Raw genomic sequence first — 24,571 nt, forward strand, 5'->3', positions numbered from 1 at the left:
CCCGTTTCCGCGTCACGGGTGAAAAACGACTTGGGCTGCACGCCGCCATCGGCGAGAATCGCCAGTCCCCACCTCCAACCGGAATGCCGCATGCCCCGCAAGATCGTCGCCAGGAAATCGCCCATCCACGGCAATGGCGTGTTCGCCGTGGCGCCACTTGCCAAGGGCGAGCGCGTCATCGAATACAAGGGGCAGCGGCGCAGCCACGACGACGTCGACAACGACAGCGGTGGCGACGTCGACAGCGGCCACACCTTCCTGTTCACCCTCAACGACGACTGGGTCATCGACGCCACCCGCAGCGGCAACGACGCGCGCTGGATCAACCACAGCTGCGATCCGAACTGCGAAGCGGTGATCGAGGAAGCGGACGGCGGCGACAACCGCAAGGACCGGGTGTTCATCGAGGCGATCCGCGACATCGCCCCGGGCGAGGAGCTGTCCTACAACTACGGCATCACCCTGGCCGAGCGGCATACGCCGCGGCTGAAGAAGATCTGGGCCTGCCTGTGCGGCTCGCCCAAGTGCACCGGGACAATGCTGCAGCCCAAGAGCTGAGTGCGCCGGTGCGCATCGTCATGGCTCGGAAGGCAGGGCGCCGGCCATGCCGCCGATGTCGCGGTTGAACGTGACCACCAGCCGGCCGTCCTGCACGCCGGCCGACTGCACCGCCAAGCCGCCCAGCAGCGCGGCCATCGTCGGATCGATCCGGTAGACCGGCTCCTTGCGCGCGTAGTCGGCCAGCCATGCATTGAGCAGCTCACGGCTGCCATCGTCCAGGCTGCCGCTGCCGCTCGGGGGATGGAACGCGTCGATCCGCGGCTGGTCGAGGAAGAAGGCCGCCTGCGCGGTGTCGTAGCGCAACGCGCTGGTCAACTCGAGCTGACCCATCGGTACGGGCGCGCCGCCGGCCGTGGCGAGCGCCAGGTCCATGCCCAGCTGCATCCGCGTGCCTGGCGGAAGCGCCAGCCGTGGCCGGCTGACGGTGACCTCGAACAGGCCGCCGAGCATGTCCTGGCTGTGCGGGAACTGCCCTTCAAGGAACTGCTGGGCATCGGCGGCGGCGATCGAGACCTGCCGACCCTGCACGCGCGGCGCTGCGTGCGCTGCGATTGCAACGACCAGGAGGACGAGGAACAGGACGATGGCTGGCAGGCCGGGGTGCGGACGCATGGGCGCAATCCTAGTGGAATGCCGCCATCTTCCCGGCCGCGGGTGAATTGCAGGTTAGCGATCAGTCCAGCGCAGGTTGCAGCGAGGCCGAGGTGATTTCCCAGCCCTGGCCTTCGATGCGCGTGCGCAGGCGATACCAGCCCTGCAGGCGTGCCTGGCCGGTGCCGGTCTCCAGGCGCAGGCGCACCGGGATCTCGAAGGCGCGCGGTGGCGATTGGCGATCGAGGGCCACGGGCGCATCGTTGAGGATGCGCATGCTGCGCAGGTCCGGAATGCCGCGCAGCAGCGCATCGCCTGCGGGCGTGCCGGGGTTGCCGCCGGTCCAGTAGGCATCGGCGCGGCTGCGGTCGGCGCCGGGCAATGCGCCCAGGTAGGCATGCAACGCCGATGCCGCCTGCTCGGCCGCGGTCGCCGTAGCGCGATCGGCTGCCGCAGCGCCCGGCGCACCTGCATCGGCCGGAGTCGCTGCGCCCGCATAGGAAGGGGCGGCATCGGGCGCGATCACCGCCGGCGTTTCGGCCGCGGGGTGCCTCTGGCAGGACCAGTAGGCCAGCGGCAGGACGAGTAGCGCGGGCAGCAGCAGGCGCAGGGATGACCGGTTGGGCATGGGGACGTGCCGGTGTGGGCTGGCGGCAGGATAGCGCGCGGCCGACGTCGTGCGCCGCCGCGCGACGTCGCGTGGGTCAGGCGGGAGGCACGCCCACCCGCTGCAGCAGCGCGCCCAGCGGCGCGCGAAGTTCGGCGAGCGGATCCTCGGACGTCCCTGGCGGGCGGCGGGCAAGCCCGTCCAGCAGGCGCAGTCCAACCACCAGGGCGGTGCGTTCGTCGCCGCTGAAGCCGGGCAGGCGCTGCGTGCCTTCGACCAGGCGCATCCAGTCATCGCCGCATGCCTGGTCGAATTCGATGCTGCAACGCCCGCGGCAGGGCAGGCCGTCACGTTCGACCGGAGTGACCGTGATCCGGTAGCGGTGCGGGGAGGGAGGCATGGCTTGAACCTTGTTCGTATGACATGGACAAGGTAGGCCCGGTGCCGCACCGGAACGAGGGGGATGGCCACGATGGACCGTTCCACCGGGGCCGGATGTGGTTCAGCGCGCGGCACGCATCCGCGGCAGCGGGTCGAGCGCACCCTCGTCGCCATAGATGCCGTAGTGCAGGTGCGGGGGCGTCGTCCGCGCATTGCCGGTGTTGCCCACCGTGCCGATCCGGGTGCCCGGCAGGATCACGTCGCCTTCGGCCAGCGCTGGAGACCAGTCGTCCAGGTGCGCGTAATAGTGCCGTTCGCCGGCCGGACCCAGCACCCAGACCTGGCGTCCGCCGAGTCCGCGCTCGCGGATCGACAGGACCACGCCGCGCGTGGTGCTGCTGACCGGGGTGCCGCGCGCGGCGAAGATGTCGATGCCGGCGTGCTCGCGGTCGGCTCCGCGCGGCGCACCGAAGGTGGCGGCGATCTGGCCGGGTGCGACACCCTGCACGGGGACCGGCAGCGACGACGGCGGCGGCATCCGCGACAGTTCCCACAGCGCGCGTGGACGTTCCAGGAACGGCTGTCGCCAGGCCCAGGCCGCAAGCGCGAACAGGATGCCGGCGAGGACCGCAGCCAGGAGCAGGCGCGCCAGCCGGGCGGCGATGGAGCGAGGGAGTGGTTTCGCAGGCGTGGCCACAGACCGAGTTTCGCGGTCACGCCGCGAGCATGGCGTGACCCGCAGCCCGGCTTGCACGCACGTCCTGCGCGACCCCGCAAAAAGAAAGGGCGGCATCGCTGCCGCCCCTTCTGGAAACCTTGGATCTCGCGCCAATCAGGCCGCGGCGTCCTTGAGCTTCTTCAGCGGACGCACCTTCACCTTGACCGAAGCCGGCTTGGCAGCGAACCACTGCTCTTCCTTGGTGAACGGGTTGATGCCCTTGCGCTTGGCCTTGGCCGGAACCTTGACCGAGGTGATCTTGAACAGGCCCGGCAGGGTGAAGCTGCCAACGCCCTTCTTGCTGATCGCGCCGGAGACGGCGTCTTCGACCGCAGACAGCACGGCCTTGACGTCCTTGGCGGCCACGCCGCTGGCCTCGGCCAGATGCTTGACCAGGGCGGACTTGCCCAGCACTTCCTTCAGCGGCTTGGCAGCAGCCGGAGCCGCCTTCTTCGGAGCGGCCTTCGCCGCTTTCGGCGCGGCCTTCTTGGCGGCCGGCTTCTTGGTGGTCTTCGCCATAACTTTCCTGTTCCGTTCGAATTGGGTGGATTTTTCGGGTACCGACTGCGTCGGCAAGGCGAATGTAGGCCATGCGCGGCTCGGCGCCAAGGGGAAATGCATGAAAAATCGCGGCAAACGCGATCCGGGGCGGCGCGCGGGCGGGCGCCGGGGGGCAGGTGGGCCTGCCTTCAGCGGCTGGCGGCGATGTCCTCGGCCCTGCGGATGCGCTTGCGCTCGGCCACCTTTTCGCCCGCTTCCCGCTCGCGTGCATCGCGCACCATCTCGGTCAACCAGCCCACCAGGACGTCGGTATAGGCCTTCTGTTGCGGCTTGCCGGAGAAGGCGTGGTCGGCATCGGCGATCCGCCGCCGGGTGAGCGATGCAGCCGTGGCCAGCGCGGCGGCGTAGTTCTCGATGACCGGGTGCGGCACGATTTCGTCGTGCTCGGCTTCCACCAGCAGGACGTCGCCGCCGAAGCCATGGCATGCGGCCAAGGCGCGGTTGTCCTGCCAGGGCAGCGGACGGCGGCGGAACGCATGCAGGTCCGGATCCTCGTGCAGCCTGCGCTTGGGCAGGTCCCAGCCCTCGTCCTTGTAGAGGGCGGGCGATCGCAGTGCCAGCCAGCGCACCGGCCTCAGCGCGGTCAGCAGGCTCGACAGGTAACCGCCATAGCTGATGCCGACCACCGCGATCGCGGCCGGGTCCACGTCGGGACGGGCGACGAACCAGTCGTAGGCGGCGAGCAGGTCGTCGAGGTTCTGCGGACGGCTCACCGTTTCCCATTGCGCCGCCGTGCGTTCGTGTCCGCGCAGGTCGAAGGTCAGGCAGACGCAGCCGATGCCCGCGGCCTGGCGTGCGCGACCCAGGTCATGTTCCTGGCTGCCGCCCCAGCCATGCACGAACAGCACGCCCGGCAGCAGCGGCGCGGGCGAGAGCAGGGTGCCGGACACCTGTTCCTGCCCGGTGCCTATCTCGACGGTATCAAGCCGGACTTCCATCGCCTCCTTCCACCCGTGCGTACTTGAGCGCCGGTCCGGATGCGGCCGCCGGATCGTGATAACTCACCTGGGCGTCCTGCGGAACGGGCTGGTCCGGATCGTGCGACTCGTGGCAGGAGACGTCCAGCACCGCAGGCGCCCCCGGTTGCAGGAAGGCGGCCAAGGCCAGGATCTCCGCCGGCGAGGCGCCGCCCATCCGCCACGACTGTTCGAGGACGCCGCAGCGCCAGCGGCCCTGCGCATCGTGCCCGGCCACCACGTCGTAGTTGCGGCGCGAGGCGAAGAAGCCCGGATACGCCGCCGACACCGCCGCGTCGTAGCGCATCGCCTGGCGCAACGCCGCGCGTTCGGCCGGGTCAGCGGCGATCGCTTCCAGCGCGTCGAGTCCACCCTGCAGCACCCGCAGGTGCGAGCCGCCATAGACTTCGTTGCCGTTCCCGTCATCGATCTGGCGTTGCGTGCCCAGGTAGGCCAGCCGCCGGCCAGCGACGCGGATCTCGCCGACGCTGCAGGTGGTGGCGTGCTCCAGGTTCTGCTCAAGCACGACACCGTGCCGTCGCACCGTGTCGCGGTCGAGCGTGGCGACGACGTCGCGCAACGCGGCGGCGTCGGTGAACAGATGCTGGCCGTTGCCGCCACGTGCCTGCGCCTCCTTGAGCCGGACCGTCCCGCCCGACGCAAGCAGGAGCTGTCCGGCGGCTTCGATCGCGTCCGCATCGAACACGCTGAAGCCGGAAAGCACGGCGCCGGCCAGGCCGGCCGAAAGGCGTGGCTGCCAGCCGGGCGGCGCCGGTGAAGTCGCGGTCGGCAAAGGGTGGGTGATGACCTTGCTGGCGACGAAGGCATGCGGCACCACGCCGCCGAACAGGTCGCCCTCACCGATGATTCCCAGCGCCGCGGCCTGTGCCGCATCGAGCGTCTCGTCGGGGACGAAGTACGGTCGGGCCGACACTGCTTGCCCGGACTCATACTCGCCACCGAACTCCCAGCCAAACAGCGTCGCCAGCCGCTGCGCCACCCACGCCTGGCTGGCGCGCTCGTGCGTGCAGCGTGGCTGGGCGTCGGCGCGCAGGGTGAACACGGTACGCGGCGCCGCGGCGGGAGATTTCGATGCCATGCGGACCTTCCTGGGAACCTGGCCCCACGCTGCCCGTTCATGGGTGAACCGTCCGCGAAGGCGGCAGTCGTCGCGTCGTCGCCCGCATGACATTCAGCGCATCGTCGCGCCGCGCACACGGAGTCGCGACGTTGCTGCGCCTAGATTGTGCGTATCCGTCGCAGCCATCGGAGGGACAGCATGCCCGGCAAGGCGAAAAAGCGGATCAATCCGCCGCAGAAGCAGGCACGCCAGCCTGGTGTGCAACGCGCCATGCGCCCGGCACCCGTGGTCGTGCGCGATGGCTACCGTGGCAGCGGGCGCCTGTCCGGAAAGGTCGCGCTGGTGACGGGTGGCGACAGCGGGATCGGCCAGGCCGTGGCGGTCCACTTCGCCCTGGAGGGCGCGAAGGTGGCGATTGCGTACCTGTCACCGCGCGAAGCCGACGATGCCGCCGAAACCATCCGGCGGGTGGAAGCCGCAGGCGGCGAGTGCCTGGCGGTGCGCGTGGACCTGCGCACGCCGGCCAAGTGCCGCCGGCTTGTCGAGCGCGTGGCAAGGCATTTCGGATCGCTCGACGTGCTGGTCAACAACCACGCCCAGCAGTACCCGGTTGAAGAGGCGGAGGACCTCACTCCGGCGCGGGTCCGGGCGACCTTCGAGAACAACCTGTTCTCGTTCTTCTGGCTGGTCGACGCGGCATTGCCGCACCTGCGCCGTGGCAGCTGCATCATCAACACCGGTTCGGTCACCGGCGCGCGTGGCCACGCCACCCTGCTGGACTACGCCTCGACCAAGGGCGGCATCCACGCGATGACCTTCTCGCTGGCCCAGTCGCTGGCCGATCGCGGGATCCGGGTCAACGCAGTGGCACCGGGTCCGATCTGGACCCCGCTGATCCCCGCTTCGTTCAAGCCCAGGCAGGTGGCCGAATTCGGCTCGGACACGCTGATGAAGCGGCCGGGACAGCCGGCCGAGGTCGCGCCCGCCTACGTCTACCTGGCCAGCGAGGACGCGAGCTTCGTCACCGGCCAGATCATCCACGTCAATGGCGGCAGCCATATCGCCGCCTGACGGATGCGACGGCGTGGCGGGTCACACCGTCTGCGCGAACAGGACCCCGAAGGCGGGCAGGCGCACGCGGCCGTCGACCACCGCGACGGCAGGCAGGCCGTGTCCGTGCACGGCCTGCCAGTCACCGGTCGGCAGCGCGAACTCGGCCGGGGCCGCGGACAGGTTGAAGGCGGCGAGCAGGGTCTGCCCCTCGCCGTCGCGGACGAAGGCCAGGACCGGCTCGGCGGTATCCAGGAAGGCGATGTCGCCGCGCACCAGCGCCGGCTGTTCTTTGCGCCACGCCATGAACGCGCGGAACGCATTGAGCACCGAGTCCGGGTCGGCATCCTGCGCGGCCACCGACAACGCGCGGTGTGCGTCGGACACCGGCAGCCAGGGCGTGCCACGGCTGAAGCCGGCATCGGCATCGCCGGTCCACGGCATCGGCGTGCGGCAGCCGTCGCGGCCCTTGAAGTTCGGCCAGAAGGTGATGCCATAGGGATCCTGCAGCGCCTCGAACGGCACGTCGGCTTCGGGCAGCCCCAGTTCCTCGCCCTGGTAGATGCAGACCGAGCCGCGCAGCGAGCAGACCAGCGCGACCAGCAGGCGCGCCAGTTGCGGGGACGGGTTGGCACCGCCCCAGCGGGTCACCGCGCGGCGCACGTCGTGGTTGGACACGGCCCAGCACGGCCAGCCCTCGGTCATCGCCGCTTCGAGGCGCGAGACCGTGTCGCGGATGTAGCCGGCGCTGAAATCGTCGACCAGCAGCTCGAAGCTGTAACCCATGTGCAGGCGGTTGCCGGAGGTGTATTCGGCGGTGGTGGCCAGCGAGTCCTCGGAGGAGATCTCGCCCAGGGTTACCGCGCCCGGATAGCGGTCGAGCAGGGCACGCACGCGTTCCAGGAACGGGATGTTCTCCGGCTGGGTGTTGTTGTGCCAGTGGTACTGGAAGGCGTACGGATTGTCGGCGCTGAAGCCGCGGCCCACCCGCATCTCCACCGGCTTGGCCGGGTTGTCGCGCAGCTGGGCGTCGTGGAAGCAGAAGTTAATCGAATCCAGGCGGAAGCCGTCCACGCCCCGGTCCAGCCAGAACTGCACGTAGTCCAGGGTGGCCTGCTGCACGTCGGGGTTGTGGAAGTTGAGGTCCGGCTGCGAGGACAGGAAGTTGTGCAGGTAGTACTGGCAGCGGCGCGGCTCCCAGCGCCATGCCACGCCGCCGAACAGCGACATCCAGTTGTTGGGCGGGGTGCCGTCTTCGCTTGCGTCGGCCCACACGTACCAGTCGGCCTTGGGATTTTCGCGGCTCTGCCGGCTCTCGCGGAACCATTCGTGCTGGTCGGAGGTGTGGCTGAACACCTGGTCGATCATCACTTTCAGGCCCAGCGCGTGCGCCTTGGCCAGCAGCCGGTCGAAGTCTTCCAGCGTGCCGAACAGCGGATCCACTGCGCGCTGGTCGGCGATGTCGTAGCCGAAGTCGGCCATCGGCGATTTGAAGAACGGCGAGATCCAGATCGCGTCCACGCCCAGCGAGGCCACGTAGTCGAGCCGCTCGACGATGCCGGGCAGGTCGCCCACGCCGTCGCCGTCGGTGTCCAGGAAGCTGCGCGGATAGATCTGGTAGATGACGGCGCCGCGCCACCAGGGGGAGTGACTCATAGGGGTTCCATTCCGGTCTGGCCAGCAGACCGCGCTCCGGGCGGCCCGACATGCGGAAAGTGCCGCCGCGCCACCCGCGGGTGGCGCGGCGGAAGCCCCGCCACGGGCGTGGCGGGGTGGGAGGTGACGTCAGAAGCGGTAGTTCACGCCGAAGGTGATGGTGCGGCCCCATTCGATGAACTCGAGGGGACGGTCCTTGCTGCCGGCGTAGGTCTGGTAGGCCTCGTTGGTCAGGTTGCTGCCCTGCAGGAGCAAGGTCATCCCGGCCAGGCTGCCGCTGTTGAAGCTGTAGCTGAGCTGGGCGTCGGTGATGTTCTCGCCGACCACGTAGCGCAGCGAACGGTTGCCGTTGAAGTTGCCGATCTCGCCGATGAAGTCCGAACGGCGGCGCTGGTTGACGCGGGCTTCGAAACCGTTGCGCTCGTAGTACAGCGTCCAGTTGTAGACCCGGTCCGACAGGCCCGGCAGGGCGATCGGATCGCTGCCCACGCTCGACGCGCTTTCCGGATCGAGGATCTCGATGTCGCTGTCGAAGAAGCTGGCGCTGGCGACCATGCCGAAGCCGGTCAGCGCATCGCTGAACAGTTCGAACGGGAGCGAGGCGGTCAGCTCCAGGCCCTGCAGCGCGCCGCCCTTGCCGTTGAACGGCGCGGTGAAGTTGCCCGTGTTCTGCACGACGGCGCCCGGCGGCAGCGTATTGGCGTTGGCCTCCATCCAGGCGGCGACCTGGTCGGTGAAGTCGTAGTCGTCGCGGGTCTGGGTGTAGATGTAGCTGCGCAGGTCCTTGTAGAAGTAGGCCGCGGCCACGTAGGCCTTGGTGCCGAAGTACTTCTCGTAGGAAATGTCGAACGCGTTGGCACGCCACGGATCCAGTTCCGGGTTGCCGCCGCTGGCACCCGGCCTGAGGTTGGCGACGTCCACGCCGAACTCCATCGACGAGCGCAACTGGTCGACGCGCGGGCGCGCCACCTGGCGGGCCAGGGCCACGCGCAGCATCTGCTCGTGCTCGAAGGAGAACGCCAGGTTCATGCTCGGCAGCACGTCGGTATAGGTCTTTCCCTTCTCGATCGGAATCACCTGGCTGCCGACCGGCTGCGAGCCGTCCCAGTAGTTGGACGAGGACGACTGGTCGACATGCTGGACCTGCACGCCGATGTTGCCGGTCACCGGCACGCCACCCCACTCGGTGTCGATGTCGGCGCGGGCGAAGCCGCTGGTGATTTCCTCGTTGACCGTCCATGCCTTGGGAATCAGGTAATTCAGGTCATCCACCGGCTGGAAGCTCATGTAGCGTTCGACCGCGGCCGGGACGTTCCAGGCGGGGATGTAGCCGATCCCGGCGAAGCCCAGGTTGACGGGGCTGTACTGCAGGTCGGCGCCGACCGGTACCGGGCCCTGGGCGCCGAGGTTGATGTTGCCCTCCGGCTGGGTCTTGTCCTTCTTGCGGTCGGCATAGTTCAGGCCGACGTCCACGCCGGAGAACCAGCCGCCGGCCGGGATGGTGCCGACCAGCCTGAAGGTCTTCAGCTCGTCCTCGACGCTGGGCACCTTGCCGTAGCCGGAACCGTAGATGGTGTTGTTGAGGTACAGCGCCGACGGATCGGAGTAATCCAGGCCCGGGGCGAGCTGCGAGAAGCCGGACTGGGAAACGACCAGGTCGACCGAGTCGAGCTGCGGCATTGGATAGAGCTGCAGGTTGTTCTCGAGGTTGAGCTCGTCGCGAGTGGCCTTGGAGTAGCCGACGTCGGCGACGATTTCGACCTGGCCGACGTTGAACTCGTTGAGCCAGCCGAAGGCGTTGATCTCATCCTCGCGCTTGTTGTACATGCCGCGCACCAGCGGATAGACGTTGTTCGCCGTGCCGCCGGTGAAGGTGCCGTTGCCGTTGGTGGTCACGTCCGTCAGCAACAGGCCGGGGTTGAAGCCGCCATTCCAGCCGCTGAGATTGACCTCGAACTGGTTGGCGGTGTCCTCCTGCTCGGCCTTGGTATAGAACAGGTCCAAGGTGCTGGTCCAGGCATTGGACGGGCGGAACTGCAGGGTGGCCATCAGGCCGTCGCGGTCGGCGTAGCCGGTGCGGCGCAGTGCCTTGACGCCGTCGGAGTAGTAGGTGCCGGCGTCCACGCCCGGACGCCAGCCGTCGCCCACCTGCTGCCAGGGCTCGTACCAGCCGACCTGGTTCTCCTGGATCGCCCCGTTGATGTGCGAGTAGCCGATGGCGATGCCGAAGGTGTCGTCGGCGAACTTGCCGATCCAGGTCGCATTGAGGCGCTGGCCGTCGGCGTCGGCGTTGGCTGCGCCGTCGAGCGAGTTGCGGCTGTAGCGTCCGCCGATCATGACCGCCGATCCGTCGTAGGCCAGCGGCCGGATGGTCTGCATGTCGATCGTGCCCGACAGGCCCTGGCCGACCAGGCTGGCGTCGGGCGTCTTGTAAACGGTGACGCCGTTGACCAGTTCGGACGGGTACTGGTCGAACTCGACGCTGCGGTTGTCGCCGGTGCTGACCATTTCGCGGCCGTTGAGCAGCGTGGTCGAGAAGTCCGGCGAGAGACCGCGGACGCTGATCACCTGCGCGCGGCCGGCGACGCGCTGCGCGGCCAGGCCGGGCAGGCGGGCGATGGATTCGGCGATGCTCACGTCGGGCAGCTTGCCGATGTCTTCGGCCGAGATCGCTTCGACGATGGAGCTGGAGTCGCGCTTCTTCGAGATCGCGCCCTCGATGCCGGCGCGGATGCCGGTGACCACGACCGTGTCGAGTTCGGTGGCCTCCGGCTGCGTGTTGGTTTCGTCGCCGGTGGCGGTCTGTGCGTGGACGCCGGTGGCGGCCAGCGTGATCGCCGACGCGAGCGCTACGCTCAGCAGGTTGCGCTGCAGGTTCAACATTTTCCCCTCCCAGGTAATGTCGGTACTTCTCGGGTTGTGGTGTGCGGCCGTGCCGTTGTTTGTTGTCGCTATGGCGCGCCGATGGCGGCGTTACGGTGCGTGGCTATGGTAGTGGCGCGCTGTTCGCCGGGAAGATGGCTGCATACGTATTCATTGCGCTTTCGCGCGTGCAGCGAAGCAATCGGACACGCACGGAAGCACGCCCCGCGTCCAGCGGGTGTGCATGTTGCTCTGCGGCATCGCGTGCCGGTGAGGGATGGATGCCCGCGTCGGACTCAGCGCGGGGATCGATCGAGTGGCACGAAGCGGATCGCCTGTCCGCCGCCGGCGGCCAGGTGCAGGGGCAGGGTGTCCTGGCTGCCGACTTCGCGGGTTTCGCGCACGAACTCGAACGGCGCGGTTCTCCAATGGGCGCGCTCGCCATCGCGGTAGATCTCCGCACGGTAGCGGCGGCCCGGGTCGAGGAACGACAGCTTGACCTGGAGGTCATGCGCCTCCTCGCCGCCCGTGCTGCCGAGGAACCATTCCTCGCCGCCGCGTGCCTTCCGCGCGAAGGTCACGTATTCGCCGACCTCGCCGTTCAGCACGCGGCTTTCCTCCCAGTCCACGGCTACGTCGCGGATGAACTGGAACGCGTCCGGATGCTCGGCATAGCGTTCGGGCAGGTCGGCGGCCATCTGGATCGGGCTGTAGAGCACGACATACAGCGCCAGCTGCTTGGCCAGCGTGCTCGGGATCTGCTGGCCGCCACGACCTTTCAGGCTGACGATGCCGGGCGTGTAGTCCATCGGTCCGGCCAGCATGCGGGTGAAGGCCAGCGTGGCTTCGTGCTCCGGCGGATTGGGTGGATTGCCCCAGGCGTTGAACTCCATGCCGCGCGCGCCCTCGCGCGATACCCAGTTCGGGTACGTGCGGCGCAGGCCGGTGTCCTTGATCGGTTCGTGCGCGTTGATCGCGATGTGGCGCTGCGCCGCCGCCTCGACCACGCGCAGGTGGTGGTTGCTCATCCATTGGCCTTCATGCCATTCGCGCAAGACCGGACCACCCTCGCGGTCCTGGCGCTGGATGTCGCCGGCGTCGCAGACATAGCCGGTCTTGACCACGTCGACGCCATTGCGTGCGTACAGCGCCAGTGCATCGGGCAGCTGTCGCTCGTAGTGGCTGACCGCGCAGGCGGTCTCGTGGTGGCCGATCAGGTGCACGCCCTTGCCGGCGGCGTACTTCGAAAGCCCTTCGAGGTCGAAGTCCGGGGTGGGGCGGGTGAAGTCGAAGCCCCAGCCGTTGGCGAACCAGTCGCCATCCCACCCCGGATTCCATCCTTCCACCAGTACCCCGCGGAAACCATTGGCGGCAGCGAAGTCGATATAGCGCCGGGTATTCGCCGTGGTCGCGCCGTGCTTCGGCCCGGTCGCCCAGGTTTCGGTTTCCAGGTGCAGCGACCACCACACCCCGACGTACTTGGCCGGGGTGAACCAGCTGACGTCGCCCAGGCGGTTGGGCTCGTTGAGGTTGAGGATGAGGCTGGATTCGGCCAGGTCGCCGGCGCGCGCGCCGATCTGGATCGTGCGCCAGGGCGTGGCGAACGGAGCGGTGCGTACCGCCGCCGTGCCGCGATCGCCGCCACCGGGCGTGAGCGCGGCGCGCAGCACGCCGCCATCGCCCTGGGCCAGGTTCATGCCGGCGTAATCGACCAGGGCCGCTTCATGGATCGACAGGTGCAGCCCATCGTCGGTGCGCAGGGTGAGTGGCGTCTGCGCGATGCCGACCTGCGACAGCGGCGTGCGCGAATACAGGTATTCCTCGCGGTTCCACTCGAAGGCCGGGATCCACCAGGCCGTTGCCGGCCGGGCGACGGCGAACTCGGTCAGTTCCTGGCGGATGCGGACCTCGCCGGTTGCGCCGGCCTGCTTGGGGAACTCGTAACGGAAGCCGATGCCGTCGTCGTAGACGCGGAACACGACGTCAAGGCGCCGGCCTTCCTTGCGCCCGCCGGACGCCTTCTCGGCGAAACCCGCGCGCAATTCGTTGTAATGGTTGCGGGTCAGGCGCCGCTCGCCCCAGGGCTGTTCCCAGGTCTCGTCGAAGCTGCGGCTGGACTGGCCGGTCAATAGCAGGTTGCGCTCCAGGCGTCCGTCGCCGAGCAGGAAGCCCAGCCGCGAAGGCGCGATCACCGCCGTGCCGTTGCGCTCGACGCGGTAGGCCAGGCGGTCCTCGTGCTGCGATTCCAGGATCACCACCAGCGCGCCGTCGGGCGACGCCACCCGGGCAAGGTCCTTGGCGGTGGCGTGGGCACAGACCAGCAGCGCGATAGCGGGCAGCAGCGTGCGCCAGCGACGGGGTGGGGCAGGGTGTTGGCGATTCATGGCGGTCCTCACTCCAGGACGTAGACGAGGGCGGTGCGCGGCGGCACGGTGAAGCGGCCACGTGCGGCATCGAAGCGGGACTGTTCGCGAGGGCGCGTGTCGGCCGCATCGGCGGACAGGTGCATCGGATGCAGCGTGTAGCGCTTGCCGCGTTCGGTGGGCAGGTCGAGCACCTGCGCCTGCGGCGAGACATTGAGCAGGTACAGGATCTCGTCGAATCCGCCGTCGGCCAGGCCTTGGCCATCCAGGTGCCCGGCGATCACCAGCGCGTTCTGCGCCGGGCCGGTGTTGGGAAAGCTCAGGCGGCTGGCAACATCGGCCGCCTCGTCGAGGCGGAACAGCGACGAGCTGGTGCGGATCTCCAGCAGGTCGCGCAGCGCGTCGCGGGCGAAAGCGATGTCCGCCGGCGCCGATCGGATCGATGCATCCGCCAGACGTGGCGCGATCCAGGGCCAGCTGGCTTCGTTGCCGCTGGCTGGCGGCAGGCCGGTGCCGAAGTGGTTGTCGCCGTATGTCCAGTCCAGCCGGTTGAACCAGTCGCCCGAGTCGAAGCTGTTGCGGTCCATGGACTTGGAGCGCAGCGTGTCGATGCCCGCATGGAAGTACGCCACGCCCTGGCTCAACGCGGTGAACGCCATGCCCAGCACCTGCACCCGCGCGCGGTCGTGGGCGGAGGTACCGCGCGGCAGGCGGAAGGCGTTGAGGTCGAACAGGGTCTCGTTGTCGTGGTTCTCGACGTAGTTGACGACTTCCCCCGGCGCGCTGGCATAGCCGGCCGGCTGGCCGTTGTAGTCGATGTCGCGCAGCGGGCGCGCACTGCCGTCGGCGGTGGTGAGCACGTAGTCGCGCAGCGTACCGGCCAGGCCGACGCGCACCAGGTCGGCGCTGCGCAGCAGGTCGGTGCGGCCCAGTGCCGGATCGGCCAGCTCGTTGGGCGCGTAGACCAGGCCGTTGAGATAGCCCTGGCGGGCGACCTTGTCGGCGCCGCTGTCGCCCGGACTGCCGCCACGCAGCGCGTCGCGGCCGCGATCGCTGAAGGTGCCGATGCCGCTGCCGCCCAGCGACAGCTGCGAGGCCTGGACGAAGCGTGCGCCGTCAGCGACCTCGCCGAAGTTCCAGCCCTCGCCGATCAGCTGCACGTGGCGCCCGGCGGCGGCATCCACGCGACGTTGCAGCGCTTCCATCGCCGCGCGCGGCTGGTGCCCCATCAGGTCGAAGCGGAACGAATCGATCCGGTACTGGCGCACCCACAGTTCGGCCGAGTCGATCATCAGCCGCGCCATCATCATGTGCTCGGTGGCGGTGTTCTCGCAGCAGGTGCTGCGTTCGATCCGGCCGGCTGCATCGAGGCGGTGGTAGTAGCCGGGCACGATCCGGTCCAGCACCGAGCGCTGGTCCTGTCCGGCGGCGAAGGTGTGGTTGTAGACCACGTCCATGCCCACCCGCAGGCCGAGCTGGTGCAGCGCCATCACCATCGCGCGGAATTCGCGCACGCGCGCGCCGCCGTCGGACGGATCGGTGGCGTAGCTGCCTTCGGGTGCGTTGAAATGGAACGGGTCGTAGCCCCAGTTGAAGCAGTCGGCGGCAGCGTGGGCCATCACCGCGGCCTGCTGGCGGGGACTGTCCGCGGCGGCGTCGGGGACCTTCGGAATGACGCAGCCGGTTTCGGGCACGCTGCCGAAGTCGTACACCGGCAGCAGGTGCAGGTCGGTCAGTCCAGCCTGCGCCAGTGCGCGCAGGTGGGCCATCCCGGCGCTGTCTCCGGTGAAGGCCAGATACTTGCCGCGGTGCGCGGGGGCGACCATCGTGTCGCCGATCGAGAAGTCGCGCACGTGCAATTCGTAGATCGACATTTCGGTCTGCGCGCGCAGCGGCGCCGGTCGCGGCGTTGCCTCCCATCCGGCGGGCTTGAGCGCCGGATCGTCCAGGTCGGCAATGAAGCTGCGCCGCGAATCGCTGCCCAGGCTGACCGAGTACGGGTCGGTGACGCGATTGCGCACCTGGCCGGTGCCACGCACCTGGACGTCGACCAGGTAGTCGTAATAGCGGCCACGCAGGTCGCTGGGCAGCGTCGCCGACCACAGGCCGGTGGCCGGATCCAGGCGCAGCTGCTCGCGCTTGTACGCGCGTTGCCTGTCGTCGGTGTACAGGCAGACCGAAACGGTGCGCGCCGTCGGCGCCCAGAGCCGGAACGCCGTTGCCGAAGGGGAGGGGTGCGCACCCAGGGCCGGTGCCTCGATCGCTGCCGCGTACAGGTCGTCGAGCGCACCGGGATGCTGCAATCCAGTGGCCTGCAGCACGCGTCCGGCGCGGTCCTCCTGCACCAGCACCAGCGCCTGGCGCAGCAGGCCGCGCAGGGCGTCGTCGTCCAGGTCCATGGTGAGTGTGATGCCTCGGCCAACGTGGGCGAAGCGCGGGAGGGCCGCCTCGGGCAGTGACGCGTCCGCATCCAGGATGCGGAGTGCTACCGCACCATCGGCGCCCTCGACCTTGCGACCTGCGGCAGCGCGGATGCCGCCACCGTCGGCGTGATACAGGACATATCGATGCGAGGAATCGACCGGGCGCCCGGCATCGGGCCAGCGCAAAGTGCGCCGGTCGAGCCAGATGCCACGCGCTTCGGCGGGTGCGCCGCTGTCGGTCGACAACACCGTCTCGTAGCCGGCATCGCAATCGCCCAGGGGCTGTGCGGCAATGGGGTTGGCGGCCACGGCAGCGGCCGGCAGCCAGAGGGCCACCAGCCAGCGTCGTGCGATATGCCCGACGCGATCTGGGACGCGGCGGCCTTCGCCGTCGCGTGTCCGATGTCGCATCCTGCCCTCCCAGGCATCCATGTGTCGTCCGCGGCCAGCACGGACCGCGCATCGCGCGGTCTTTCACTATTCACGCAGACCGTGCGCCACGGCCACCCTTCGAGGCATGAATACGTATGCACCAGCTGGGCGCCGTCGCTGCGGGGCCTCTACCATGGCTGCGGCGTCGCGCCATCCTGCGCGTGCCATCACATCGCATCCGTGATTCCCGGAGGGGGGAACCGCTTGATGGAAAGCAGACCGCGCCTGTCGTTCTGGCAGATCTGGAACATGTGTTTCGGCTTCTTGGGCATCCAGTTCGGATTCGCCCTGCAGAACGCCAATGTCAGCCGCATCTTCCAGACCCTGGGCGCGGACATGGACCAGGTGCCCGGCCTGTGGATCGCCGCACCGCTGACCGGCCTGCTGGTGCAGCCGGTGGTGGGCTACTTCTCCGACCGCACCTGGACGCGCCTGGGTCGCCGGCGCCCGTACTTCCTGGCCGGCGCGGTGCTGGCCACGCTGGCGCTGTTCGTCATGCCCAACTCGCCGACCCTGTGGATCGCGGCCGGCACGCTCTGGATCCTGGACGCATCGATCAACATTTCGATGGAACCGTTCCGCGCGTTCGTCGGCGACCAGCTGCCGCCGTCGCAGCGCGCCGGCGGCTATGCGATGCAGAGCTTCTTCATCGGCGTGGGCGCGATCGTCGCGAGCCTGCTGCCCTGGCTGCTGGCCAAGGCGGGCGTCGCCAACACCGCCGGAGCAGGGGAAGTGCCCGACACGGTGCGCTATGCCTTCTATTTCGGCGGCGTGGTGCTGTTCGCCGCGATCGCCTGGACCGTGCTGCGCACGCGCGAGTACCCGCCGGAAGTGCTGGCATCGTTCGAGGAGGCGCCATCGGCGCCGACGACCGCACCGCCGGCAGGCAAGGCCCCGGCCATCGCGGCACTGGCCTGGTCGCTGGCGGGCCTGGCCATGGCCGCGGTGATCGCAGTACAGGGCTGGGACCGGATGCTGTACGTGCTGGCCGGCATGCTGGTCGCCTACGGCGCGCTGTTGCTGCTGTCGCGCGTACTGCCGGCGGGCGGCATGCTGCCTACGATCGTGGCGGATGTGCGGGCGATGCCGCAGACCATGCGCCGGCTCGCGGTCGTGCAGTTCTTCTCCTGGTTCGCCCTGTTCGCGATGTGGATCTACACCACCGCCGCGGTGGCCGGCACGCACTTCGGCAGCAGCGATCCGACCTCGGCCGCCTACAACGAAGGCGCCAACTGGGTGGGCGTCCTGTTCGCCGCCTACAACGGGTTCGCCGCGCTGGCGGCCATCGCGATCCCGTGGATGGCGCGCGCGCTCGGCCTGCGCCTGACCCACCTGGTCAACCTGTGGCTGGGCGCGGCCGGCCTGCTCTCGTTCCTGCTGGTGCGCGACCCGCAGTGGCTGCTGCTGTCGATGGTCGGCGTGGGCTTCGCCTGGGCCTCGATCCTGTCGCTGCCCTACGCGATGCTGTCCGACAGCCTGCCGGCGACCAAGATGGGCGTGTACATGGGCATCTTCAATTTCTTCATCGTCATCCCGCAGCTGGTCGCGGCCAGCCTGCTCGGCTTCCTGCTGAAGTCGCTGTTCGGCGGGGAGCCGTTGTGGGCGCTGGTGCTGGGCGGAGCGAGCCTGCTGGTCGCCGGATTGAGCGTGCTGGCCGTGCCTAGCCTGGTCGCGCAGGAGGCCAGGGCATGATCCGTTCCCTCGCCCTCGCATCGGGCCTAGTGCTCGCCGGTTCGGCGATTGCATCTGACGAGTACTACGGCACGCTGGAGCCGTTCGCGCAGGAAGCGGTCTACTTCGTCATGACCGATCGCTTCGTCAACGGCGATCCGGCCAACGACCACCGCGACCAGGGCGGCGCCCGCTCCCATCCGGAGCTGCGGACTTTCGACATCCCGTTGTCGCCCTGCGACGGCCAGGTCGGAAACATCGGGTACCTCGGCGGCGACTTCCGCGGCCTGCTCGACAACGCCGCCTACATCCACGACCTGGGCTTCACCGCGGTCTGGCTCACGCCGATCGTCGACAACCCCGACGAGGCCTTCACGGGTGGCGACAAGGTGACCTGCGACGGCTTCCTCACCGATCGCGGCAAGACCGGCTTCCACGGCTACTGGGGCGTCAACTTCTACCGCCTGGACGAGCACCTGCCCAGCGAAGGCCTGGATTTCGGGGGGCTCACCGCGGGGCTGCGCGCACACGGGCTGAAGACGGTGCTCGACATCGTGGGCAACCACGGCTCGCCGGCCTGGACCATGCCGGTGGCGCAGCCGCAGTTCGGCCAGCTGTTCGATGGCAACGGCACGCTGGTCGCCGACCACCAGAACCTGCCGCCAGGCAAGCTGGACCCGGCGCGCAACCCGCTGCACGCGTTCTACAACACCCAGCCGGACCTGGCCCAGCTGTCCGATCTCGATGCCGACAACCCGGCGGTGATGGACTACCTGGTCGGCGCCTACCTGCAGTGGATCGGGCAGGGCGTGGACGCGCTGCGCATCGACACCATCCGCCACCAGCCGCTCTCGTTCTGGAAGGCGTTCTCCGATCGCATCCGTGCCGAGCATCCGGGCATGTACATGTTCGGCGAGGCCTTCGACTACGACGCGGCGAAGATCGCCCCGTTCACCCTGGCCGAGAACGGCGGCATCAGCGTGCTCGATTTCCCGATGAAGCAGGCGATGGACGAGGTGTTCGGCCGCAAGGGCGCCGGCTTCGAGCGCATGGCTCCGGCGCTGCAGCTGGAGCACGCGCCTTACGCCAATGTCTACGACCTGGCGACCTTCTACGACAACCACGACATGCGCCGCCTCGATGCCGACGATGCCGGCTTCATCGACGCGCACAACTGGCTGTTCACCGTGCGCGGCATCCCGGTCGTGTACTACGGTTCGGAAACCGGCTTCATGCGCGGCCAGGCCGAGCATGGTGGCAACCGCAGCTACTTCGGCCAGGCGCGGGTCGATGCCGCGCCCTCCAGCGACATCCATCGCAACCTGAAGCGCATCGCCAGCCTGCGGCGGGAGTCGCCGGCGTTGCAGCGTGGCCTGCAGCTCGACGTCGAGCTGTCGGGTGACGTGGCGGCGTTCTATCGGGTCTACCAGCGGGGCGGCGTCAACCAGACCGCCCTGGTGCTGCTGAACAAGGGTGACCGGCCGCAATCGATGGCAGTGTCCGACTACCTCCAGCCCGGTCGCTGGCGCGACGGTTTCAGCGGCGCGACGCAGGAAGTCCGCAGGCAGTTGCGCGCCGAGGTACCGGCGCATGGTGTACGCGTGTTCTTCTTCGACCAGCCGCTGACCCGGCCCGACCTGCGCGCGCGCCTGTCGGGTGTGATGGCGCATTGATTGGCTGCAGGCCGGGCAAGCCCGGCTCCATGTAGCGCGCTACCGCTTTGCAAAGCGGGGTTCGTGTTGTGCTTCCGCCTGTGCGGCCGATAACGGCCGGAGACCGACTCCGCGAACCGCCCGTCCACCGGGCCGGGTGCTCAGCCCGCGCTGGTGGAGCCGCGCAGGACCAGCTTCACCGGCAGGGTCCTGCTCTCCAGCGACTCGCCCTGGATCAGGCGGATCAGGCTGTCCACCAGCACTTCGCCGGCCTGCTTGGTGTCCTGCTGCACGGTTGACAGGCCCGGCTGCACGAAACTGGCCATGGCGATGTCGTCGAAGCCCGCGAGCGCCACGTCTTCCGGTACGCGCAGGCCGTGCTCGCGCAGGCCGTTCATCGCGCCCAGCGCGATCAGGTCGCTGGCCGCGAACAGGGCGTCGAACCGCGCGCCCGATCCCAGCAGCGTCCTCGCGGCCTCGTGGCCGGACTGCTCGGTGGTGATCGCGTCGACCTGCAGCAGCGCCTCGGGCTCCAGGCCGGCCTCGTCCAGCGCCGCCGCATATCCGCGATAGCGCTCGAAGAACTCCGGGTAGTGGTCGGAGGCATGGCCCAGGAACGCGATCCGCCGCCGCCCCTGCGCTAGCAGGTGGGACGTGATGTCGTACCCGCCCTGGAAGTTGTCGCAGCCGATCGACACCCCCGGTTCGCCGGGCAGCGCAGCGCCCCAGCGCACGAAATGAGTGCCCTGTTCGACCAGTCGCTGCAGCTTGGATTCCGCTTCTAGGTAATCGCCATAGCCGAGCAGGATCAGCCCGTCGGCCTTGTGGCTGTCCTCGAAGTCGGCATGCCAGTTCGTCGAGAGCTGCTGGAAGGACACCAGCAGGTCGAAGCCGCGCAGGGCGCAGGCGCGGGTGATCGAGCCCAGCATCGAGTGGAAGAACGGGTTGATCAGCGAATCGTCGGGGGTGGGGTCCTCGAAGAACAGCAGGGCCAGCGTGCCGGACTGCTGGCAGCGAAGGTTGGAGGCGTTCTTGTCGACCTTGTAATTGAGCTCGCGGGCGATGGCGAGGATCTTCTGCCGCGTCTCCGGGTTGACCGACGGGCTGCCGCGCAGCGCACGCGACACCGTGGGCTGGGAGACCCCGGCCAGGTGGGCGATGTCGAGCGAGGTCGCCTTGCCCTTGATGGTCATGCCGGGCCCCCTCCGGGCCGGTATGCGTGGTGCAGGTGCGCATGATGCCATGTGGCCGTGGCCCGGTTTGCGCCATCCCGGCGCGACTGGGCTAGAATTCCCACAAGCCGCCGGCATCGCGCCGGCGACCTGATCACAGGGTGGCTTGCGGCAACGCCGGCCGAGCGTGCGACATGAGCACTACCACCGCCCAACGCTGAAGGCCACCGGGGCACCGCGATCCGCAGGCGCCTTCGTGGCGCTTTTATTTTGCCTGCCCGAGGGCGAAGCGCCCGCACCCCGTGCGGACATCCAATGCAACAGCGCCGGCCCCGGCCGGCTGCGAAGAAGGCCAAACCGTTCCCCATGATCACGATCACGCTTCCCGACGGCAGCCGCCGCGAGTTCGATGCCCCCGTCTCCGTGCTCCAGGTCGCCCAGTCGATCGGCGCCGGGCTGGCCAAGGCCACCGTGGCCGGGCAGGTCGACGGCCGCCTGGTCGATGCCGGCGACGTCATCGAGCACGATGCGACGCTGCGCATCATCACCCCCAAGGACGAGGAGGGCGTGGAGATCATCCGCCACTCCTGCGCCCACCTGGTCGGCCACGCGGTCAAGCAGCTGTACCCGGACGCGAAGATGGTGATCGGCCCGGTGATCGCCGAGGGCTTCTACTACGACATCCACAGCGAGCGCCCGTTCACGCCGGACGACCTGGTCGCGATCGAGGCGCGCATGCGCGAGCTGATCGCCCAGGACTACGACGTCATCAAGAAGGTGACCCCGCGCGCGGAAGTGGTGGAGGTGTTCAGGGCCCGCGGCGAGGACTACAAGCTGCGCCTGATCGAGGACATGCCCGACGACGTCAAGGCGATGGGCCTGTACTACCACCAGGAATACGTGGACATGTGCCGCGGCCCGCACGTGCCCAATACGCGCTTCCTGAAGGCGTTCAAGCTGACCCGCACATCCGGCGCGTACTGGCGCGGCGACGCCAAGAACGAACAGCTGCAGCGCATCTACGGGACGGCCTGGGCCGATGAGAAGCAGCTCAAGGCCTACATCCAGCGGATCGAGGAGGCCGAGAAGCGCGACCATCGCCGCATCGGCAAGCAGCAGAACCTGTTCCACCTGCAGGAGGAAGCGCCGGGCCTGGTGTTCTGGCATCCCAAGGGCTGGTCGGTGTGGCAGGTGGTGGAGCAGTACATGCGCCGCGTCTACCGCCAGACAGGCTATGGCGAGGTGCGCTGCCCGCAGATCCTGGACGTGTCGCTGTGGCAGAAGTCCGGCCACTGGGACAACTACAAGGACAACATGTTCTTCACCGAGTCGGAGAAGCGCACGTACGCGGTCAAGCCGATGAACTGCCCGGGCCATGTCCAGGTGTTCAACCAGGGCCTGCACAGCTATCGCGACCTGCCGATCCGCTACGGCGAGTTCGGCGCCTGCCACCGCAACGAGCCTTCCGGCGCGCTGCACGGCATCCTTCGCGTGCGTGGCTTCACCCAGGACGACGGCCACATTTTCTGCACCGAGAACCAGGTCGAGTCCGAAGTCCGCGCGTTCCACGAGCAGGCGCTGAAGGTCTACGCGGATTTCGGTTTCCAGGACATCCAGATCAAGATCGCCCTGCGCCCGGATTCGCGCCTGGGCGACGACGCCACGTGGGACAAGGCCGAAGACGCGTTGCGTTCCGCGTTGCGCGCCTCGGGCGTGGAATGGCAGGAGTTGCCGGGCGAGGGTGCCTTCTACGGCCCCAAGATCGAATACCACCTCAAGGACGCCATCGGCCGGACCTGGCAGCTGGGCACCATGCAGGTGGACTTCATGATGCCCGCCCGCCTGGGCGCCGAGTACGTGGACGAGAACAGCCAGCGCCGCCACCCGGTCATGCTGCACCGCGCGATCGTGGGATCCATGGAGCGGTTCCTGGGCATCCTGATCGAGCACCACGCCGGTTCCTTCCCGGCGTGGCTGGCCCCGGTCCAGGCCGTGGTCATGAACATCACCGACGCCCAGGCTGAATACGTGGCTGAAGTCCAGAAAACCCTTTCGAATCAAGGGTTCAGGGTCGAAGCCGATTTGCGCAACGAGAAGATCGGCTTTAAGATCCGCGAGCACACGCTGCAGCGGGTGCCGTACCTGCTGGTGGTCGGTGACCGCGAGAAGGAGAACGGCGCCGTGGCATTGCGCACGCGTTCCGGGGAAGATTTGGGCACAATGTCGGTGTCCGCGTTCGCCGAAATGCTGCGTTCGCAGGAATTGGCTTAACCGAAAAAGGTGTGGCCGGCCCCCCGCCGGCCCTCCGCCCAGTCCACCCCTGGAGACCGAAACATCAGTACCCCAGATAAACAAAACCGGAAGAACGGCGAGATCCGCGTCCCGCGCGTGCGCGTGATCGGGTCCGACGGCGAGATGATCGGCGTGCTGTCGCGCGATGAAGCGCTGCGCATGGCCGAAGAGGAAGCACTCGACCTCGTCGAGATCCAGCCCAACGCCGATCCGCCGGTCTGCAAGATCATGGACTTCGGCAAGTTCAAGTTCGAGCTGCAGAAGAAGGCCAACGAGGCCAAAAAGAAGACCAAGCAGGTCGAGATCAAGGAGCTCAAGTTCCGTCCGGTCACGGACGAGGGCGACTACCAGATCAAGCTGCGCAACATGCGCCGTTTCCTGGAAGAGGGCGACAAGGTCAAGGTCAACATCCGCTTCCGTGGCCGCGAGATGAGCCACCAGGAACTGGGCCGGCAGATGGCCGCGCGGATCGAGGCCGACCTGGGCGAAGACATTGTCATCGAGTCGCGCCCGCGCCTGGAAGGCCGGCAGATGGTGATGATGATCGCGCCGAAGAAGAGGTGACCGGGGCGGCGCTTGCGCCGCTGACCGGATCCCGAAGGGGCGCCCATGGCGCCCCTTCGCTTTTGGCTCGCGGCCGACAGGTGCCTGGCTGATTGCGTGGATGCGTGCCTGACCCTTTGCTGGAACGGGCGCCTGGCCCTTCTGGCCCGGTCCGCGACAGGAAGGGTCGCCTCGCGGGCCATCGGAACCCCCTGAATTGCAAAGGAAACCTGCGCCGGGCATAATGCGCGGCTCCGGTTCGCCGGAGAGGGCTGGAAACAGCTTCAGGACCCGTCGGGTTTCCGTAAGGAATCAACGACTTACCGACCGGTGTGGGCATGGATGGAAAGCGTGGCCAAGGCCACCGCCCGCGCCAGTGAGAGATCTGAAAAGGACATAGCAATGCCCAAGATCAAGACCAACCGGGCGGCGGCCAAGCGATTCCGCAAGACCGCCTCCGGCAAGTACAAGGCCGGCCACGCCAACCGTAGCCACATCCTCACCAAGAAAGCGACCAAGCGGAAGCGCAACCTGCGGCAGACGAACCACGTCCGCGCCGAGGATGCAGGCCGTCTGGACCGCATGCTTCCGTATCTCTGAGGAGGACTGACAAATGGCACGAGTTAAGCGTGGCGTCCAGGCGCGCCGCCGTCACAAGAAGGTCCTCAACCTCGCCAAGGGCTATTACAACGCCCGTCGCAAGGTTTTCCGCGTCGCCAAGCAGGCGGTCATCAAGGCGCAGCAGTACGCCTACATCGGCCGCAAGCAGAAGAAGCGCAATTTCCGCTCGCTGTGGATCACCCGCATCAACGCGGCTGCTCGCAGCAACGGCATGAGCTACAGCCGTTTCATGAACGGCCTGCTCAAGTCCGGGATCACCCTGGATCGCAAGGTGCTGGCGGATATCGCCGTGCACGACGCGGCCGGGTTTACGGCGCTGGCCGAGAAGGCCAAGAGCGCCCTGGCGGCCTGAGCCGCCTCTCCACCGTAATTGCTGCA

20 protein-coding genes are annotated in these 24,571 nt (G+C 68.3%); 8 read left to right on the top strand and 12 right to left on the bottom strand.

Features of this window, described 5'->3' with window-relative positions:
* Window positions 1–90: 90 nt before the first annotated feature.
* Entirely contained in the window at window positions 91–558 is a 468-nt protein-coding gene (locus MNQ95_RS12300) for an SET domain-containing protein (protein ID WP_162408556.1), read from the top strand.
* 18 nt (window positions 559–576) lie between these two features.
* Here the strand turns inward: MNQ95_RS12300 and MNQ95_RS12305 are convergent, their stop codons facing one another.
* From MNQ95_RS12305 to MNQ95_RS12335, 7 genes are all read right to left on the bottom strand, one after another.
* A complete protein-coding gene (locus MNQ95_RS12305; protein ID WP_241953052.1) occupies window positions 577–1,173 on the bottom strand; it encodes a DUF1439 domain-containing protein in 597 nt (198 codons plus the stop codon).
* A 61-nt stretch (window positions 1,174–1,234) separates the two neighbouring features.
* A complete protein-coding gene (locus tag MNQ95_RS12310) occupies window positions 1,235–1,780 on the bottom strand; it encodes a hypothetical protein (protein ID WP_241953053.1) in 546 nt (181 codons plus the stop codon).
* Window positions 1,781–1,856: 76 nt separating this feature from the next.
* The gene (locus tag MNQ95_RS12315) at window positions 1,857–2,159 is read right to left on the bottom strand and encodes a DUF3861 family protein (protein ID WP_162408558.1); all 303 of its coding nucleotides are present in this window, start codon (window positions 2,157–2,159) and stop codon (window positions 1,857–1,859) included.
* Between the two features lie 102 nt (window positions 2,160–2,261).
* Entirely contained in the window at window positions 2,262–2,837 is a 576-nt protein-coding gene (locus tag MNQ95_RS12320) for a M23 family metallopeptidase (protein ID WP_241953054.1), read from the bottom strand.
* A gap of 135 nt (window positions 2,838–2,972) precedes the next feature.
* Window positions 2,973–3,377: an HU family DNA-binding protein gene (locus MNQ95_RS12325; protein ID WP_241953055.1), complete on the bottom strand. Its 405-nt coding sequence runs from the start codon at window positions 3,375–3,377 to the stop codon at window positions 2,973–2,975.
* A 170-nt stretch (window positions 3,378–3,547) separates the two neighbouring features.
* A complete protein-coding gene (locus tag MNQ95_RS12330) occupies window positions 3,548–4,357 on the bottom strand; it encodes an alpha/beta hydrolase family protein (RefSeq protein WP_162408561.1) in 810 nt (269 codons plus the stop codon).
* Window positions 4,341–5,474 (bottom strand): DUF3182 family protein, encoded by a 1,134-nt coding sequence (locus MNQ95_RS12335; RefSeq protein WP_241953056.1) that lies wholly within the window; start codon window positions 5,472–5,474, stop codon window positions 4,341–4,343. Before MNQ95_RS12335 ends, MNQ95_RS12330 begins: the two co-directional genes overlap by 17 nt.
* Before the next feature lie 180 nt (window positions 5,475–5,654).
* On the opposite strand from MNQ95_RS12335, the gene MNQ95_RS12340 reads away from it, so the two are divergent.
* Entirely contained in the window at window positions 5,655–6,527 is an 873-nt protein-coding gene (locus MNQ95_RS12340; protein ID WP_241953057.1) for an SDR family oxidoreductase, read from the top strand.
* A 21-nt stretch (window positions 6,528–6,548) separates the two neighbouring features.
* Here MNQ95_RS12340 and MNQ95_RS12345 read toward each other — a convergent pair whose 3' ends face one another.
* The 4 genes from MNQ95_RS12345 to MNQ95_RS12360 all read right to left on the bottom strand — a co-directional run bounded on the left by MNQ95_RS12345 (window position 6,549) and on the right by MNQ95_RS12360 (window position 16,221).
* Entirely contained in the window at window positions 6,549–8,162 is a 1,614-nt protein-coding gene (locus tag MNQ95_RS12345) for an alpha-glucosidase family protein (protein WP_241953058.1), read from the bottom strand.
* 129 nt (window positions 8,163–8,291) lie between these two features.
* Window positions 8,292–11,045, bottom strand: coding sequence for a TonB-dependent receptor (locus MNQ95_RS12350; protein WP_241953059.1), 2,754 nt, complete (start codon window positions 11,043–11,045; stop codon window positions 8,292–8,294).
* A 275-nt stretch (window positions 11,046–11,320) separates the two neighbouring features.
* Window positions 11,321–13,408: a glycoside hydrolase family 97 protein gene (locus tag MNQ95_RS12355; protein ID WP_162408565.1), complete on the bottom strand. Its 2,088-nt coding sequence runs from the start codon at window positions 13,406–13,408 to the stop codon at window positions 11,321–11,323.
* Between the two features lie 8 nt (window positions 13,409–13,416).
* Window positions 13,417–16,221 carry an alpha-1,6-glucosidase domain-containing protein gene (locus tag MNQ95_RS12360; RefSeq protein ID WP_241953060.1) on the bottom strand — a complete coding sequence of 935 codons (2,805 nt, stop codon included), beginning with the start codon at window positions 16,219–16,221 and terminating at the stop codon, window positions 13,417–13,419.
* Between the two features lie 228 nt (window positions 16,222–16,449).
* Between MNQ95_RS12360 and MNQ95_RS12365 the strand changes: the two genes are divergently transcribed.
* Both MNQ95_RS12365 and MNQ95_RS12370 read left to right on the top strand, forming a co-directional pair.
* On the top strand, window positions 16,450–17,934 hold the full coding sequence (locus tag MNQ95_RS12365) for an MFS transporter (protein ID WP_241953061.1): 1,485 nt from the start codon (window positions 16,450–16,452) through the stop codon (window positions 17,932–17,934).
* Window positions 17,931–19,586 (top strand): alpha-amylase family glycosyl hydrolase, encoded by a 1,656-nt coding sequence (locus tag MNQ95_RS12370; protein WP_241953062.1) that lies wholly within the window; start codon window positions 17,931–17,933, stop codon window positions 19,584–19,586. Before MNQ95_RS12365 ends, MNQ95_RS12370 begins: the two co-directional genes overlap by 4 nt.
* A 140-nt stretch (window positions 19,587–19,726) precedes the next feature.
* On the opposite strand, the gene MNQ95_RS12375 is transcribed toward MNQ95_RS12370, so the two are convergent.
* Window positions 19,727–20,758 carry a LacI family DNA-binding transcriptional regulator gene (locus MNQ95_RS12375; RefSeq protein ID WP_162408569.1) on the bottom strand — a complete coding sequence of 344 codons (1,032 nt, stop codon included), beginning with the start codon at window positions 20,756–20,758 and terminating at the stop codon, window positions 19,727–19,729.
* Between the two features lie 345 nt (window positions 20,759–21,103).
* Between MNQ95_RS12375 and thrS the strand changes: the two genes are divergently transcribed.
* The 4 genes from thrS (at window position 21,104) to rplT (ending at window position 24,545) form a co-directional block, all read left to right on the top strand.
* Window positions 21,104–23,008, top strand: coding sequence for a threonine--tRNA ligase (thrS, locus tag MNQ95_RS12380; RefSeq protein WP_241953063.1), 1,905 nt, complete (start codon window positions 21,104–21,106; stop codon window positions 23,006–23,008).
* 63 nt (window positions 23,009–23,071) lie between these two features.
* Window positions 23,072–23,593: a translation initiation factor IF-3 gene (gene infC / locus MNQ95_RS12385; protein ID WP_162408951.1), complete on the top strand. Its 522-nt coding sequence runs from the start codon at window positions 23,072–23,074 to the stop codon at window positions 23,591–23,593.
* 381 nt (window positions 23,594–23,974) lie between these two features.
* On the top strand, window positions 23,975–24,172 hold the full coding sequence (gene rpmI / locus MNQ95_RS12390; RefSeq protein WP_010342861.1) for a 50S ribosomal protein L35: 198 nt from the start codon (window positions 23,975–23,977) through the stop codon (window positions 24,170–24,172).
* 13 nt (window positions 24,173–24,185) lie between these two features.
* A complete protein-coding gene (gene rplT / locus MNQ95_RS12395; protein ID WP_162408571.1) occupies window positions 24,186–24,545 on the top strand; it encodes a 50S ribosomal protein L20 in 360 nt (119 codons plus the stop codon).
* Window positions 24,546–24,571 lie beyond the last annotated feature (26 nt).

It is taken from the genome of Pseudoxanthomonas daejeonensis, from assembly GCF_022637495.1.
GTDB classification, from domain to species: domain Bacteria; phylum Pseudomonadota; class Gammaproteobacteria; order Xanthomonadales; family Xanthomonadaceae; genus Pseudoxanthomonas; species Pseudoxanthomonas daejeonensis.

Coding starts and splice junctions, on each gene's coding strand:
- rplT (WP_162408571.1), top strand. CDS start 24,186: ATGGCACGAGTTAAGCGTGGCGTCCAGGCGCGCCGCCGTCACAAGAAG.
- MNQ95_RS12330 (WP_162408561.1), bottom strand. CDS start 4,357: ATGGAAGTCCGGCTTGATACCGTCGAGATAGGCACCGGGCAGGAACAG.
- rpmI (WP_010342861.1), top strand. CDS start 23,975: ATGCCCAAGATCAAGACCAACCGGGCGGCGGCCAAGCGATTCCGCAAG.
- MNQ95_RS12340 (WP_241953057.1), top strand. CDS start 5,655: ATGCCCGGCAAGGCGAAAAAGCGGATCAATCCGCCGCAGAAGCAGGCA.
- MNQ95_RS12310 (WP_241953053.1), bottom strand. CDS start 1,780: ATGCCCAACCGGTCATCCCTGCGCCTGCTGCTGCCCGCGCTACTCGTC.
- MNQ95_RS12305 (WP_241953052.1), bottom strand. CDS start 1,173: ATGCGTCCGCACCCCGGCCTGCCAGCCATCGTCCTGTTCCTCGTCCTC.
- MNQ95_RS12360 (WP_241953060.1), bottom strand. CDS start 16,221: ATGCGACATCGGACACGCGACGGCGAAGGCCGCCGCGTCCCAGATCGC.
- MNQ95_RS12335 (WP_241953056.1), bottom strand. CDS start 5,474: ATGGCATCGAAATCTCCCGCCGCGGCGCCGCGTACCGTGTTCACCCTG.
- MNQ95_RS12345 (WP_241953058.1), bottom strand. CDS start 8,162: ATGAGTCACTCCCCCTGGTGGCGCGGCGCCGTCATCTACCAGATCTAT.
- MNQ95_RS12355 (WP_162408565.1), bottom strand. CDS start 13,408: ATGAATCGCCAACACCCTGCCCCACCCCGTCGCTGGCGCACGCTGCTG.
- thrS (WP_241953063.1), top strand. CDS start 21,104: ATGATCACGATCACGCTTCCCGACGGCAGCCGCCGCGAGTTCGATGCC.
- MNQ95_RS12300 (WP_162408556.1), top strand. CDS start 91: ATGCCCCGCAAGATCGTCGCCAGGAAATCGCCCATCCACGGCAATGGC.
- MNQ95_RS12315 (WP_162408558.1), bottom strand. CDS start 2,159: ATGCCTCCCTCCCCGCACCGCTACCGGATCACGGTCACTCCGGTCGAA.
- MNQ95_RS12375 (WP_162408569.1), bottom strand. CDS start 20,758: ATGACCATCAAGGGCAAGGCGACCTCGCTCGACATCGCCCACCTGGCC.
- MNQ95_RS12325 (WP_241953055.1), bottom strand. CDS start 3,377: ATGGCGAAGACCACCAAGAAGCCGGCCGCCAAGAAGGCCGCGCCGAAA.
- MNQ95_RS12365 (WP_241953061.1), top strand. CDS start 16,450: ATGGAAAGCAGACCGCGCCTGTCGTTCTGGCAGATCTGGAACATGTGT.
- MNQ95_RS12370 (WP_241953062.1), top strand. CDS start 17,931: ATGATCCGTTCCCTCGCCCTCGCATCGGGCCTAGTGCTCGCCGGTTCG.
- MNQ95_RS12350 (WP_241953059.1), bottom strand. CDS start 11,045: ATGTTGAACCTGCAGCGCAACCTGCTGAGCGTAGCGCTCGCGTCGGCG.